The sequence below is a fragment of the Thiobacillus denitrificans genome, from assembly GCF_001530125.1.
Classification (GTDB): Bacteria; Pseudomonadota; Gammaproteobacteria; order Burkholderiales; family Thiobacillaceae; genus Thiobacillus; species Thiobacillus denitrificans_C.
In genome coordinates this window covers 1-14,161 of record NZ_LDUG01000008.1, presented here as the reverse complement: position 1 = coordinate 14,161, position 14,161 = coordinate 1, and the positions used below count along the sequence as shown (strand labels likewise).

17 protein-coding genes are annotated in these 14,161 nt (G+C 63.8%); 10 read left to right on the top strand and 7 right to left on the bottom strand.

The genetic code is table 11. From position 1 onward, the window contains the following. Window positions 1–64: 64 nt before the first annotated feature. Entirely contained in the window at window positions 65–367 is a 303-nt protein-coding gene (locus ABW22_RS02530; RefSeq protein ID WP_059751680.1) for a c-type cytochrome, read from the top strand. Window positions 368–389: 22 nt separating this feature from the next. After that, window positions 390–1,655, top strand: coding sequence for an FAD-dependent oxidoreductase (locus ABW22_RS02525; protein WP_059751678.1), 1,266 nt, complete (start codon window positions 390–392; stop codon window positions 1,653–1,655). A gap of 83 nt (window positions 1,656–1,738) precedes the next feature. Here the strand turns inward: ABW22_RS02525 and ABW22_RS02520 are convergent, their stop codons facing one another. From ABW22_RS02520 to ABW22_RS02500, 5 genes are all read right to left on the bottom strand, one after another. After that, window positions 1,739–2,077: a zinc ribbon domain-containing protein YjdM gene (locus ABW22_RS02520; RefSeq protein ID WP_059751677.1), complete on the bottom strand. Its 339-nt coding sequence runs from the start codon at window positions 2,075–2,077 to the stop codon at window positions 1,739–1,741. A gap of 361 nt (window positions 2,078–2,438) precedes the next feature. After that, on the bottom strand, window positions 2,439–2,714 hold the full coding sequence (locus ABW22_RS17910; RefSeq protein ID WP_237763201.1) for an REP-associated tyrosine transposase: 276 nt from the start codon (window positions 2,712–2,714) through the stop codon (window positions 2,439–2,441). Between the two features lie 196 nt (window positions 2,715–2,910). Beyond that, on the bottom strand, window positions 2,911–3,420 hold the full coding sequence (locus ABW22_RS02510; RefSeq protein ID WP_059751675.1) for a dihydrofolate reductase: 510 nt from the start codon (window positions 3,418–3,420) through the stop codon (window positions 2,911–2,913). 123 nt (window positions 3,421–3,543) lie between these two features. Beyond that, window positions 3,544–4,338 carry a thymidylate synthase gene (locus tag ABW22_RS02505; RefSeq protein WP_059751673.1) on the bottom strand — a complete coding sequence of 265 codons (795 nt, stop codon included), beginning with the start codon at window positions 4,336–4,338 and terminating at the stop codon, window positions 3,544–3,546. 12 nt (window positions 4,339–4,350) lie between these two features. Beyond that, complete coding sequence (locus ABW22_RS02500) at window positions 4,351–5,160, bottom strand: hypothetical protein (protein ID WP_059751672.1); 810 nt, start codon at window positions 5,158–5,160, stop codon at window positions 4,351–4,353. Between the two features lie 151 nt (window positions 5,161–5,311). Here ABW22_RS02500 and soxA point away from each other — a divergent pair, with 151 nt between their 5' ends. After that, window positions 5,312–6,595, top strand: a complete 1,284-nt coding sequence (gene soxA / locus ABW22_RS02495) for a sulfur oxidation c-type cytochrome SoxA (RefSeq protein WP_082708441.1) — start codon at window positions 5,312–5,314, stop codon at window positions 6,593–6,595. 103 nt (window positions 6,596–6,698) lie between these two features. On the opposite strand, the gene ABW22_RS02490 is transcribed toward soxA, so the two are convergent. Together ABW22_RS02490 and aat are read right to left on the bottom strand one after the other, a co-directional pair. After that, entirely contained in the window at window positions 6,699–7,439 is a 741-nt protein-coding gene (locus ABW22_RS02490) for an arginyltransferase (RefSeq protein WP_059751670.1), read from the bottom strand. Continuing rightward, the gene (gene aat / locus ABW22_RS02485) at window positions 7,439–8,125 is read right to left on the bottom strand and encodes a leucyl/phenylalanyl-tRNA--protein transferase (RefSeq protein ID WP_059751668.1); all 687 of its coding nucleotides are present in this window, start codon (window positions 8,123–8,125) and stop codon (window positions 7,439–7,441) included. The genes ABW22_RS02490 and aat overlap by 1 nt, the downstream gene beginning before the upstream one ends. A gap of 95 nt (window positions 8,126–8,220) precedes the next feature. On the opposite strand from aat, the gene ABW22_RS02480 reads away from it, so the two are divergent. From ABW22_RS02480 to ABW22_RS02450, 7 genes are all read left to right on the top strand, one after another. Then, the gene (locus tag ABW22_RS02480; protein WP_059751667.1) at window positions 8,221–8,799 is read left to right on the top strand and encodes an OmpW/AlkL family protein; all 579 of its coding nucleotides are present in this window, start codon (window positions 8,221–8,223) and stop codon (window positions 8,797–8,799) included. Window positions 8,800–8,880: 81 nt separating this feature from the next. Further along, window positions 8,881–11,397, top strand: a complete 2,517-nt coding sequence (locus ABW22_RS02475; protein ID WP_059751665.1) for a heavy metal translocating P-type ATPase — start codon at window positions 8,881–8,883, stop codon at window positions 11,395–11,397. A 1-nt stretch (window position 11,398) separates the two neighbouring features. Next, entirely contained in the window at window positions 11,399–11,572 is a 174-nt protein-coding gene (gene ccoS / locus ABW22_RS02470) for a cbb3-type cytochrome oxidase assembly protein CcoS (RefSeq protein ID WP_059751663.1), read from the top strand. A 57-nt stretch (window positions 11,573–11,629) separates the two neighbouring features. Further along, window positions 11,630–12,250, top strand: coding sequence for a DsbA family protein (locus ABW22_RS02465; protein WP_059751661.1), 621 nt, complete (start codon window positions 11,630–11,632; stop codon window positions 12,248–12,250). Further along, window positions 12,247–13,092 (top strand): amidohydrolase family protein, encoded by an 846-nt coding sequence (locus tag ABW22_RS02460; RefSeq protein ID WP_059751659.1) that lies wholly within the window; start codon window positions 12,247–12,249, stop codon window positions 13,090–13,092. The genes ABW22_RS02465 and ABW22_RS02460 overlap by 4 nt, the downstream gene beginning before the upstream one ends. A gap of 32 nt (window positions 13,093–13,124) precedes the next feature. After that, the gene (locus ABW22_RS02455) at window positions 13,125–13,769 is read left to right on the top strand and encodes a peptidylprolyl isomerase (RefSeq protein WP_059751657.1); all 645 of its coding nucleotides are present in this window, start codon (window positions 13,125–13,127) and stop codon (window positions 13,767–13,769) included. Then, window positions 13,766–14,161, top strand: a 396-nt coding sequence (locus ABW22_RS02450) for an iron chelate uptake ABC transporter family permease subunit (RefSeq protein ID WP_269083890.1), incomplete at its 3' end; no start/stop codon positions are given. The genes ABW22_RS02455 and ABW22_RS02450, both read left to right, overlap by 4 nt.

Below are 14,161 nucleotides of genomic sequence, written 5' to 3'. Positions count from 1 at the left end.
GCTAGTTTAGAGGCTTCCGGGGCATCCCCCCCGTTTCTGTCCCTCAATTCCATGGATGGAGTCTATGTACAAGAAAACCACCCTGGCGCTTGCCGGCTTCGTCGGCCTCGCGCTTTCCGGCATCGCCGGCGCTGCGGATATCCATACTAAATCGATCTCATCCACCTGCATGTCCTGCCACGGCCCCGGCGGCAAGAGCCTGGGCACTATCCCCAGCCTGGCCGGACTGGACAAGGATTACTTCGTGAAGTCCATGAAGGACTTCAAGGCCGGCACCCGCGCCGCGACCATCATGAAACGCCACGCAGCCGGCTACACCGACGCCGAAATCGAGGCCATGGCTGCCTATTTCGCCAGCCTGAAGTAATCCCCTCTAGGAGACCGATAACATGACTCTGAATCGTCGCGGTTTTCTGAAAATTTCCGGCGCAGGTGCAGCGGCAGCGCTCACCGGCTGCGCCACCCAGCCCGGCGCCTCGGCAGCCCGTGCCCGCGTCGTCGTGGTTGGTGCCGGCTTCGGCGGCGCCACCTGCGCCAAATACCTGCGCCAGTGGGGGCCCAACATCGACGTCACCCTGATCGAGCCGAACGACAAGTTCGTCTCCTGCCCGATTTCCAACTGGGTGATCGGCGGCCTGCGCAGCATGGATGACATCACCCACGGCTACGACAAGCTGCCTAGGCACGGCATCAAGATGGTGAAGGACACCGTCGTCGCCATCGACCCCGCCAAGCGCACCATCAAGACCCGCGGCGGTGCCAGCATCGGCTACGACCGCCTGGTGCTCGCCCCCGGCATCGAAATCCTCACCGACACGGTGAAAGGCTTCAAGGAAGCCGAAGCCGCCGGCAAGGTCGTCCACGCCTGGAAAGCCGGCGCACAGACCGCGCAACTGCGCAAGCAGCTCGAAGCCATGCCCGACGGCGGCACCTTCGTCATGTCGGTGCCGACCGCGCCCTACCGCTGCCCGCCCGGCCCCTACGAGCGCGCCTGCATGGTCGCCCACTACTTCAAGCAGGCCAAGCCCAGGTCCAAGATCACCCTGCTCGACGGCAACCCCGACATCGCCTCCAAGAAAGCTCTGTTCATGGATGCCTGGAACACCTTCTATCCAGGCATGATCGATTACCGACCCAACAACGCCCCGCTCGCAGTGGACGGCGGCACGATGACCGTCACCACCGAGTTCGACGCGGTCAAGGGCGACGTGTTGAACGTCGTTCCCAAACAGCGCGCGGGCGAACTCTGCGCCCTGGCCGGCGCACGCAACGACAGCGCCGGCAACTGGTGCACGGTGAACTTCGCCACGTTCGAGTCGACCACTGTGCCCAACGTCCACATCATCGGCGACTCGGTGCTGTCCAGCCTGCCGAAGTCCGGGCACATGGCCACCAACATGGCCAAGGTCTGCGCCGCCGCCATCGTCGAACTGCTGGCAGGCCGTCAGCCCGACCCCATCCCGGTCGTCGCCAACACCTGCTACTCGGCCACCTCCGGCACCACCTCCGGCTATGTCGCCAACGTGTACCGCTTCGAGGCTGGCAAAGGCTACGTCAACCAGCCCGAAGGCGGCGCCACCGGCAAGGGCGACGAACTCAACTTTTCCTACAACGCGTCCTGGGCCAAGAACATCTGGGCCGAAGTACTGAGCTGATTGCAGTTGAGGGGGCAAACAAAAACGGGGCCACGGCCCCGTTTTTGTTTGCCGGACCGATAGCGGTCCGGCGGCGCCATCCATTACGCCTTCCTGACAAATTCCGATTTCAACTGCATGGCGCCAATGCCATCGACCTTGCAGTCGATGTCATGATCGCCTTCGACGATGCGGATATTCTTCACCTTGGTTCCCACCTTGACGACTGATGACGAGCCTTTGACCTTCAGGTCCTTGATCACCGTGACCGTATCGCCGTCCTGCAGAACATTGCCGTTGGCATCGCGCACGACACGTGCGTCATCCGCGCCCGCCGGCGCATCCTTGGCCCATTCATGCGCGCATTCCGGGCACACATACATGGTGCCGTCTTCGTAAGCGTATTCCGAACCGCACTGGGGGCATTTAGGCAAACCGCTCATGCTGCACTCCGTTGCAAAGTTGCGTTGCTGTCTTTCAGATCCATAATGCGTTCCTTTAACCCCTCATCAAACTCGTAGGTTGGGCTGACAAGCCCAACGCCTCCCGTCTCACTCGCCATACCCCCCGCTCACCTCGATCCCAACACCCCAGTCTTCCTTCATCCACCCCATTCGAATATAACGGTGGATACTCGAATGCTGCCACGCCGATGCCTGCGTCACATAACCATGCTTGACCAGATTGTGATGAATGTAATCAACGTGCGCCTGCAAATCCTCATCATCCCGTATCAGATGCTCCCAATAGCGGCGTTGCCAGATACCGCGCTCCCGTTTCGCGGTGCGGCTCGGGCGAATGCGCTCATCCTTTTGATTGAATGCTGCGCGAGAAGCCCGCCTTGATCAGCGACCAGCGCGTCGGATAGTCCGCGTCCCCGGGCGGCAACCGCCAGACCGCATGAAGATGATCCGGCAGCACCACCATGGCCACAATCTCGAACGGGTGACGGAGTTTGACGACGCGGATGGCTTCGCGCAACCGGTCTGCCTGATCGATCAGCAATGCGCTTTTACGGTCCGCAAGCGCAACAGTGAAGAAATAAGTGCTGCCCGGAATCAGCGCTCGCCGATAGTGCATGTCATGCGGGGGTTGTGTTGGGCTTCATTTCATTCAGCCCAACCTACGCGGGCTGATTTACATGGCCGTTGAGGCTCTGCCGGACTGCGGGATCTTGTTTTGAAAAGAGTTCCATTTGCTCCCTTTTGAACACCTAACGTGGCATGAGGGGCCGCATCATAAGTTGGGCTGCCAAGCCCAACACCCCTCGCGAAATTCACCGCGACCTTCTTCCATACACCACAAAATCAAACCCCAACACATCGCCTTTCTCGCCAGTGTGCGAATCGCGCGAGACTTCCCTGAACACGCTGCGGTCGTAGTCGGGGAACCAGGCGTCACCCTCGGCTTCGATATCCACTTCGGTCAGGTATAGACGATCGGCGAGCGGGATGGCCTGGGCGTAGAGGTCGGCGCCGCCGATGAAGAAGACTTCGTCGGCGTCCTTGCACAGCGCGAGCGCGGCGGAAATGGAAGCGGCGACCAGACAACCATCCTTGCAGTAGTCTGGGTTGCGGGTGATGACGATGTTGGTGCGCCCGGGCAGCGGGCGACCGAGCGATTCGAAGGTTTTGCGACCCATGAGGATGGGGTGGCCGAGGGTGAGTGCCTTGAAGTGGGCGAGGTCTTCCGGCAGCCGCCACGGCAGGCGGTTTTCGATGCCGATGACGCGGTTCTTGGCGAGCGCGGCGATGACGCTGATGCGGGGGTGCTTAGCTGGGGTCATAAAACATCTCACCACAAAGACACAAAGGCACCAATAAAAACGGGACAGGTTTTTTCCTTTGTATCCCAAGGGATACCGTCCCTGCGGGACATATCTTTGTGCCTTCGTGGTTAAAGGGTTTGCTCATACGGCGACCGGCGCCTTGATCGCCGGGTGCGGGTCGTAGCCGCTCAAGCTGAAGTCCTCGAAGCGGAACGCGAAGATGTCTTTTACCTCGGGATTCAGCGTCATCGTCGGCAGCGGGCGCGGGTCGCGGCTCAGTTGTTCGCGCGCCTGGTCGAGGTGATTCAGATACAGGTGGGCATCGCCCAGGGTGTGGACGAAATCGCCCGGCTTGAGTCCGGTGACCTGCGCCATCATCAATGTGAGCAGCGCGTAGGAGGCGATGTTGAACGGCACGCCGAGGAAGATGTCGGCGCTGCGCTGATACAGCTGGCAACTCAGCTTGCCGTCGGCGACGTAGAACTGGAAGAAGGCGTGGCACGGCGCCAGCGCCATTTTGTCGAGGTCGGCGACGTTCCACGCCGAGACGATGATGCGGCGCGAATCGGGGTTGGTCTTGAGCGTGTTCACCACTTCGCTGATCTGGTCGATGGTGCCGCCGTCGGGCTTCGGCCAGTTGCGCCACTGGTGGCCGTAGACCGGGCCGAGGTTGCCGTTTTCGTCAGCCCATTCGTCCCAGATCGAGACGCCGTTTTCCTTCAGGTATTTGATGTTGGTGTCGCCCTGCAGGAACCACAACAGTTCGTGGAGGATGGAACGCAGGTGGCATTTCTTGGTGGTGACGAGCGGGAAGCCTTCGGCGAGGTTGTAGCGCATCTGCCAGCCGAATACCGACAGGGTGCCGGTGCCGGTGCGGTCGTCTTTTTTCGTGCCGTGCTCGAGCACGTGGCGCATCAGGTCGAGGTAGGGTTTCATGGCGAGTTGGGGTTAGGGTTTTGCGGGCGCGGCCTGGACCGTCTGATTATCGTTGAATATGGGGTCGCTCTGAACGCCGTCGAAAAACCCCGCGAGCCGGGTGGCGTGCCCCTGGCCGTAAACATTCCAGAAGGCAATTTCAAAGTCTGTGTTGTCCTGCACGGCGAGCACAAGCGCCTTGAAGCGCGATTCGTCCTGCGCACGCAGCCAGCCGACCAGCAGCATGGACTGACGGTAGAACTCGAAGATATTGAGCTGGGATGCGCCCGCGCGGTGGCGTTTGTCGGGGGTGTCGCGCGCGCCGAGATTGACCCGGCGGCCGGCGCGGATGGCCGCGTAGGCCTGGGCATCGGTCGCGTAGTCGGCGCCGCCGCCGTCGGCTGTCAGCGAAGCCCAGCCTTCGTGGAACCAGATCGGCAGGGTGCTGTGATAGTGGCCGATGCGCTGGCCCAGATGCAGGTGCGCGAGTTCGTGCGTCAGCAGCGCAGACAGCCGGTGCTTTTCGCGGCCGTCGAGATTGGGCGACAGGATCAGGCGGTTGTCCGGCACCACCGCAGCCGAGAGTTTTGGGGTCAGCACATAGCGCCTGAAGCAGTCGTCGCTGCCGCACACATGCACGCGCGGCGCATGGGCAAATGGCAGGTAATGCGCCGCCTCGACCGCGGCGATGGCATCCGGCAGCGCCGCCGCCACGCGCTCGCCATACGCCTCGTAACCGGGCTCGACCTGGACACGCGAATCGGCCGGGAGGGGGACAAAGTTTTCAAGCGGATGCAGCGCCCTGGGATGGCTGACGGTCAGGGCGCAGCCTGAAAGCAGCATGCATACAGCGGTCAGAAACACGCCTTGAAGCGACCCTCTCGTATTGGAATTCGGGTAGTTCATCTTCCGGAAAGTTGTCTATATTTAGATTTGCCACGCAGGCACGTTTTATCCGAATTCGCATTCAATCGTCGCCCAGGAGGAATCTCAAATGGAGAATTCAGCCTTCCCGCCCGCCAAGGCCGCGCGCCTTTCATTATCCACCCTGCTCGGGGCGATGGCGTTTGTCGCGTTTCCGCTCGACAGCGATGCCCAGCAGAAGAAAGCCGCGCCGGCAGCCGTGCCGATGGAACTGGAGCAGCCGGCGTCCGCCAGACCCTGGTCACGCTACAGCGGTTGGCCTGTCACCGACTGGAAAGATTACAACACGCTGGCCAATATCGCATCGCCAGTCTATGCCCCGCCGCCGAAACTGGATGGCCCGATTACCGGCGACCCCAAAAACGGCGAGAAACTGGCTTACGATCGGGGGCGAGGCGGCAGTTGCGTGGCGTGTCACATCATGGGCAAGACCACCCCCGCGCTGCCCGGCAATATCGGCCCCGACTTGTCCACGGTCGGCACCTGGGGACGAACCGACCAGTGGCTGTTCGATTATGTCTACGACCCGCGCAAGGTCAACCCGAATTCCATGATGCCGCCCTGGGGAACCCACAAGCTCTTCAACGTACAAGAGATCCATGACATCGTGGCGTTCCTGAAAACCCTTAAGGAACCCCACACGTTCAAGGATGAGCTGGAAAACCCTGCCACGCGCCCCGTTCCAGTCGAAACCCGTGACAACCTGGACCCCTTTGTGAACGACGGCATGGCTGCAGTGGAGCGCGCCCGGTTGATTTATTCGCGTGTCGGTGCCCGCGGCAAATCCTGCGCTTCGTGCCATGCCGCGCCGGAAAAAAGCTTCAAGACCTGGGCCGCCACCATGCCCCGATATGAAGCGCGTCTGAAGAAAGTCATCGGTGTCGAGGAGTTCATCACGCGCCACGCACGCAGCACAACGAGGGATAACCTGTTGATGCAAAGCATGGACAATATCGACCTGTCCATTTATCTGCGACACCTCGCCAACGGCACCCCGATCAAGGTCGATACCACGTCGAAGGACGCGGCCGCCGCGATCAAGCGCGGCAACGCCTTGATGACGCGAAAAATCGGGCAACTCAACTTTGCCTGCATGGACTGCCACAGCCTGGGCGCCAACAAGTGGGTCCGCGGCCAGTGGCTGACCGGAACCAAGGGACAGATTGCCCACTTCCCCACTTTTCGCACCAGTCGCAGCGAAATCTGGGATTTGCGCAAACGTTTCCAATGGTGCAACGTCGCCATCCGTGCCAACGAACTTCCGCCTGATGCTGTTGAATACGGCGACATTGAACTCGCCCTGGCAGCCCTCAATCAGGGAGAGAAAGTGAACGCACCGGGCATCCGCCACTGAGCAACTTGGTGACACGACGGCTCGCGTGCTACGGGCCATTTTTTTGCCGCGCGTTGGGTCATATCGTGAACCGCTTCAAAAATCGAAGCGGGGCGCTAACCCATCAGGCACCGTCGGTCGATGCAGGCTCCATCAGCTGCCAGCGGCCGTCGACCAGCCCTTCCAGCGGCGGGTACTGTTTCTTGTACGCCATCTTGCGGCTTTCAGCGATCCAGTAGCCGAGATAGAGATAGGGCAGTTCCAGCCGTTTTGCCAGTTCGATCTGCCACAGCACGCCGTAGACGCCGAGGCTGTCACGGTCGCGCTCGGGGTCGAAGAAGGTGTAGACAGCAGAGAGGCCATCGTCGACCTGGTCGACCACCGACACCATCATCAGCGTGTCGCCGTCACGGAATTCGACCATCACGCTGTCGACGTTGGACGACAACAGGAACTGTGTGTACTGGTCAGGGCCGTCGCGGTCCATGCCGCCGCCGGCATGGCGGCTGCCGAGATAGTTGCGGTACAGCGCGTAGTGTTCTTCCTTGAAATCGAGCGGCAAAAAGCGGGCGCTGAGGTGCTGATTGCGCTTGAAGCAGCGGCGCTGGGTGCGGTTGGGAACAAAATCGGCCACTTCGACCCGCACCGGCACGCAGGCGTGGCATTGCTCGCAGTGCGGGCGATAGGTGAACTGCCCGCTGCGGCGGAATCCGGCGCGGATCAGCGCGCTGTAGGCATCGCCATCAATCAGGTGGGTGGGGGTGGCGACCTGCGAGCGCGCCTGCCGCCCCGGCAGATAGCTGCAGTCGTATTGCGCGGTCAGGTAGAACTGGATGCGCTGGAAAGGGGGTTCAGTCGGGTGCATTAGGGGTTAAACGTCCACGGCCCGGGGTGATGGGGCAATTTTACCAACTCCGCCAGCCGCGCGATGAATGCCGCGCGCGGCATCGTGCGCGCGCCCAGGCTGGCGAGGTGCGACGTTTCCATCTGGCAATCGATGAGGCCGAAGTCCCAGCGCTGCAACTGCTGAGCCAGCCTCACCAGCGCGACCTTGGAGGCGTCGGATTCGCGGCTGAACATCGATTCGCCGTAAAACATGCGGCCGATCGCCACGCCGTAGAGGCCGCCAACCAGTTTGCCGTCGCGCCAGGTTTCGACCGAATGCGCGTAACCGAGCTGGTGTAGGCAAGTGTAGGCGGCGACCATCGCTGGCGAAATCCAGGTGCCGATCGCGTCTTCACGCGGGCCGGCGCAGGCACGCATCACCTCGGCGAACGCGGTGTCCATGCGCAACTCGAAGCCGCCATTGCGGATGCGCTTGGCGAGCGAGCGGCTGACGCGGATCTGGTCCGGCACCAGCACCATGCGCGGGTCCGGGCTCCACCACAGGATCGGTTCGCCGGGGTTGAACCAGGGGAAAATGCCGTGGCGGTAGGCGTCGAGCAGGCGCTCCACCGACAGGTCGCCGCCCATTGCCAGCAGACCGTTGGGGTCGGCGAGCGCGGTCTCGACCGGGGGGAAGAATGTGGCGTTTTGGAGACGTTCGCTCATGCCGTCATGGTAACGGATTCGAATTCAGTTGCGCTCGATACAAAAATAGAATTAAGATATTCTTATCTTGATTTTACTTAAAGAGAGACCCGGACATGAAAAAAAACCTGCTTGCCCTGGCATTGATTGCCGCCCTTCCCGCCACTGCCCTGGCTGAGAACTGGATGATGCGTGTGCGCGCCATCGATATCGTGCCGGACGTTTCCACTTCGCCCACACTGGCCGGGCTCGACGTGTCGAACGAATGGGTGCCGGAAGTCGATTTCACCTATTTCGTCACGCCCAACATCGGCGTGGAACTGATTCTGGGTACCGCCCGCCATGAAGTCACCCTGGGCGGCGCCAGCCTCGGCAAGCTGAACCACCTGCCACCCACCCTGACGCTGCAGTACCACTTCCAACCCACACCCACGATCAAACCTTATGTTGGCGCGGGCGTGAACTACACCCGCTTCTATAATGTCGATCTCGCTCCCGGTCTCAGCATCGACAAAAACAGCTTCGGCGGCGCCTTGCAGGCAGGCGTGGACATCGCTGTCACCAAAAATGGCTATATCAACCTCGACGTCAAGAAAATCTGGATCGACACCGACGTCAAGTCCGGTGGCGTCAAGCTCACCACGCTGGATATCGACCCCGTGGTCTGGGGCATCGGTTACGGGTTCCGTTTCTGACAACAAGCTGTTCCTGACGCTGGCAACCGGCCCGACCTCTCTCCCGGGCCTGCGTTGCCGCGTTTTTCTGCGGGGCGATTCATGAGCGACTCTCCTGGGCTCACGGACGCCCCGTCTTTTTCGGGCTGCTTTCACTGCGGCCTGCCGGTGCCGGACGGCGCCCACTACCCGATCCAGTTCGAAGCCGAAACCAAACAGACGTGCTGCCGCGGCTGCCAGGCAGTGGCGCAGACCATCATCGACAGCGGCCAGGGCGCCTACTACACCCACCGCACCGCCTTGCCCGCGACGCCCCAGCAGGCCGAGGCCGAACTGGCGCAGATGGGCCTCTATGACCTGCCTGAAATCCAGGAAAGCTTCGTCCGCATAGAAGCGGAGCACATCCGCGAGGCCGCGCTGATCCTGGAGAACATCGTCTGCGCCGCGTGCATCTGGCTCAACGAGCGCCACATCGCCGGCCTGCCCGGCGTGCTGTCGGTCGAGATCAACTACGCCACCCGGCGCGCGCGGGTGCGCTGGGACAACAGCCGCATCCAGCTCTCCGCCATCCTCAAGGCCGTCTCCGACATCGGCTACATCGCCCATCCGTTCGACCCCGGCCGCTCCGACGACATTCACCGGCGCGAGCGCAACACCGCGATCAAGCGGCTGGCGATCGCCGGCCTCGGCATGATGCAGGTGATGATGTACGCGCTGCCCGCCTACACCGCGACCGACATGACCGACGACATCCGGCTGCTGATGAGCTGGGCGAGCCTCATCCTCACCATCCCGGTGGTGGGGTATTCGGCATGGCCTTTCTTCATCGGCGCCTGGCGCGATTTCAAGCGGCGCATGCTGGGGATGGACGTACCGGTCGCGCTGGGCGTGGGCACCGCCTTCGTCGCCAGCGTCTACAGCACCTTTTCCGGCCACGGCGAGGTGTATTACGACTCGGTCACCATGTTCGTCTTCCTGCTGCTCACCGGCCGCTTTCTCGAAATGAACGCGCGCCGCCGCGCCGGCGCCGCGGTAGAGGAACTGGTGAAGCTCATCCCCGCTGCCACCACGCGGCTGCCCCACTGGCCGGCGCGCGACGAGGAGCAGGTGCCGGTGGCAAGGCTGGCGGTGGGCGACCACGTGCTGGTGCGCCCGGGCGAGACGCTGCCGGCCGACGGCGAAGTGATCGAAGGCGACAGCGCGGTGAGCGAGGCGCTGCTGACCGGCGAATCGCTGCCGGTGTCGAAAAGCGTGCACTCGAAAGTGGTCGGCGGCAGCCTCAACCAGGCCAGCCCGTTGGTGGTGCGGGTCGACAAGCTCGGCGCCGACACGCGCCTCGCCTCCATTGTGCGCCTGCTCGACCGTGCGCAAAGCGAAAAGCCGCGCATCGGCCAGCTGGCGGATCGCGCCGCCGCCTGGTTCGTCGGCCTGCTGCTGGTGATCACGTTCTTCGTCGGACTGGCGTGGTACTTCATCGAGCCTTCCCGCACCTTGTGGATCGTGGTGTCGATCCTGGTCGTTACCTGCCCCTGCGCGCTGGGGCTGGCCACCCCCGCCGCGCTGACCACCGGCACCGGCCGGCTGACGCGGCTGGGCCTCTTGACCACGCGCGGCCACGCGCTGGAAACCTTGGCGCGCGCCACCGACCTGGTGTTCGACAAGACCGGCACGCTCACCCACGGCCGCCTGTCCGTGCGCCGCGTGCTGCCGCTGGGCGGCCGCAGCGCGGATGAGGTGAGCCGGATCGCCGCCGCGCTCGAAGCCGGTTCCGAACATCCCATTGCGCGCGCACTGCGCGAAGCCGGCTCGGCAAGCCTCAGCGCCAGCGACCTTCGCAACACCCCGGGACGCGGCGTCGAAGGCTCGATCGACGGCCGGACCTATCGCCTGGGTTCACCGCGCTACGCCGCCGCCGGCGAGACGCCGCCGGAATCCGATGGCGGCGAGCACCCAGAAAACGGGCACGCGAGCTGGGTAGCGCTGGCGCAAGGCGGCGAAACCATCGCCTGGTTCGCGCTGGCCGACACGCTGCGCGCGGACGCCCCCGCCGCGCTCATCGCATTGCAAGAACTGGGCGTGCGCCTGCACCTGCTGTCGGGTGACGCCGAGCCTGCGGTGAAGGCGGTGGCACAGCAGCTCGGCATCGCCGAGTGGCACGCCGGCGCGCTGCCGGAAGACAAGCTCGCCTACGTCAAGGCGCTGCAGCAGCAGGGCCGCATCGTCGCCATGGTGGGCGACGGCATCAACGACGCCCCGGTGCTGGCCGGTGCCCAGGTGTCGATCGCCATGGGCGAAGGCGCCGACGTCGCGCAGGCCGCCGCCGACATGGTGATGCTCGGCAGCCGGCTGGGCACCCTGGCCGAGGGCGTTGCGCTCGCCCGCAAAACGCAGAAGATCATCCGCCAGAATCTGGGCTGGGCGCTCGGCTACAACCTCATCGCCATCCCTGCCGCCGCGCTCGGCTTTGTCACGCCGTGGATGGCCGGCATCGGCATGTCGGCCAGTTCGTTGCTGGTGGTGCTGAACGCGCTGCGGCTGTCCGACTTCAAACAACCCGCCGATGGCAGCAGCCTCAAGGCGCAAGATTCAAGACTCAAGTCGCAAGAGGCAAGCCTCTGAAATGGACATCCTTATTCTGCTGATTCCCCTCAGCCTCGTCCTCGTCGGCGTCATCGCCTGGGTCATGCTGTGGGCGGCCAGAAGCGGCCAGTTCGACGATCTCGAAGGCCCGGCGCACAGTGTCATCATGGACGACGACAACCCGCCCAAGCGGGACGACGTGCCCAAGGTCTGAAACCCGATCGCGTATGCGGATGAATTGCCTACCCATCGCGTCACGGCCGGTTTTCCCATGAGCGCGCCCCTCCTCTGGTATTTCGCCGACCCGATGTGTTCGTGGTGCTGGGGTTTTTCGCCGGTGATCGAGACACTGCGCGACGAATACCATGAGCGCACGAAAATCGCGCTGGTGCTGGGCGGCCTGCGGCACGAAACCTCGCCGCTGACGGCAGCCGGGCGCGAGGACATCCTGCATCACTGGCATCAGGTGCACGCCCGCACCGGCCAGCCCTTCCGTTTCGACAATGCGCTTCCGCCAGGCTTCGTGTACGACACCGAGCCCGCCAGCCGCGCGGTGGTGACGGTGGGCGGGCTCGATCCCACGCTGATCTTCCCGCTGTTCAAGTCGATCCAAAGCGCTTTTTATGCCGCAGGGCGCGACGTCACCCAGTCCGGCGTGCTCGCCGATCTGGCGGTGGAACTCGGCGTCGATGCCACCGCGTTTCTGCAGGCGTTCGACAGCGACGCCGCCCGCGCCAACACCCAGGCGCATTTCCGGCAGGCGCGCCAGGCCGGCGTGCGCGGCTTCCCCGCGCTGATCCTTCAGCAAGACACCCGGCTGCAGACGGTCAGCAACGGCTGCCAGCCACTGGACACGGTGCGCGCGGCAATCGACGCCGCCCTGTCCCCATGAGGCCGCCCATCCTCTTCCTGCTTGCCGTGCTCGGCGGATTGTCCGCCGCTGGCACTGTCGCGAATCCCCTGCCCGCGATGATCGACGCCCACGCGCACTACGCCGCGCCCGATGCGGCCGCATTGTCACCCGCTGCCATGCTGGCCAAACTCGATGCCGCAGGGGTGCGCCGGCTGGTGCTGACGAGCTCGCCGCCGCAACTGGCGCAGCGCCTGTATCAATACGCGCCCGACCGGGTGATTCCCCTGCTCGGGGTGTATGGCTCGGATCTGAATAAAGCCCACTGGGTGCATGACACCGGCCTGCCGACGCGGGTCGCTGCGCAGTTGGAAGAGGGCGAGTGGGCAGGCATCGGCGAGCTGCATCTTTTTGCCCGTGACGCGCGTCAGCCGGTATTCGAGCAACTGCTGCGGCTGGCCACTGCACGCAAGCTGGTCGTGATGATTCACGGTAATGCCGCAGTGGTCGAGCGGGCGTTTGCCGTCGCGCCCGAGGTGCGGGTGCTGTGGGCGCATCTCGGCACAGAACCGCAGCCCGATTTGCTGGCCGCGATGCTGGCACGTTTTCCGGGACTGTGGATCGACACCTCGGTGCGTGACGAACGCATCGCCCCGGACGGACACCTTCTGCCAGAATGGCGCGCACTGTTCGAGCGCCATCCCGAGCGCTTCGTGGTCGCCGTCGACACCTTCAGCGTCAACCGCTGGCAGCAGTATGAAACCGTGGTGGCGCAAATCCGCAGTTGGGTCGACCCCTTGCCGCAGCCGCTGAAAGACAATCTGCTGCACGACAATGCGGCACAGCTGTTCGAATCTTTTATGCCGCCGCGCGCTCGCCGGTAGAATCCCCCCACCTTTTGCCAGGAGCCTTTCCGATGACCCGCCTGTCCCTGTTTCTCTCCACCTTCTTTCTCGGCACGCTGATGCTCGGCATCTCCGGCTGCGGCGCCAGCGAACCCACCACGCAGACCGTCTCCACCGCCCCTGCCGCCAGCCAGCCGGCCAACCCGCGCGTGCTGATCGAAACCAGCAAGGGCAACATCACGGTAGAAGTGTTCCCAAGTCAGGCGCCGCAATCGGCCGGCAACTTCCTCAACTACGTGAAGACCGGGTTTTACGACGGCCTGGTGTTCCATCGCGTCATCCCCAACTTCATGATCCAGACCGGCGGCATGACGGCGGACATGGCAGAAAAGCCCAAGAACGCGCCGATCCAGAACGAGGCCGACAACGGCCTGAAAAACCTGCGCGGCACCCTGGCGATGGCGCGCACCGGCGACCCGCATTCGGCCAGCTCGCAGTTCTTCATCAACGTGGCGGACAACGCCTTTCTCGACCATCGCGGAAAAACGCCCCAGGGCTGGGGCTACGCCGTGTTCGGCCAGGTGGTCGACGGCATGGACGTGATCGACGCCATCGTCGCGGTGCCGCGCGGCAATCGCGGCCCGCATGGCGATGTCCCCGTTGAGCCCATCGTGATGCAGCGCGTCAGCGTGCTGCCCGAGGCGGCTAAACCCTGACCCCCACCACCAGACTGCTGCTGCTCGGGCTGGCCGCGCCGCTCGCCATCGCGCTCGGCCTGATGGCCGGCTCGCTGCCGGCCGATCACGCGTTGGCCATGCAGATCCTCGCCGAACTGCGCGGCCCGCGCGTGGCGGCAGCGTTCGCCTGCGGCGGCCTGCTGGCACTGGCGGGCGCACTGATGCAGACGCTGTTCCGCAACCCGCTGGCCGAACCCTACCTGCTCGGCGTGTCCGGCGGCGCCGGCCTGCTCGCGCTGCTTGGCATGGCGGCCGGCCTGGCCTGGCCGTGGGTGTCGGCGCTGGCGTTCGCCGGCAGCCTGCTCGCGCTGGCGCTCGCCGCCGCGCTCGGCGGCCGCCTGCTGGCGCCCGACCACACGCCACGGTTGCTG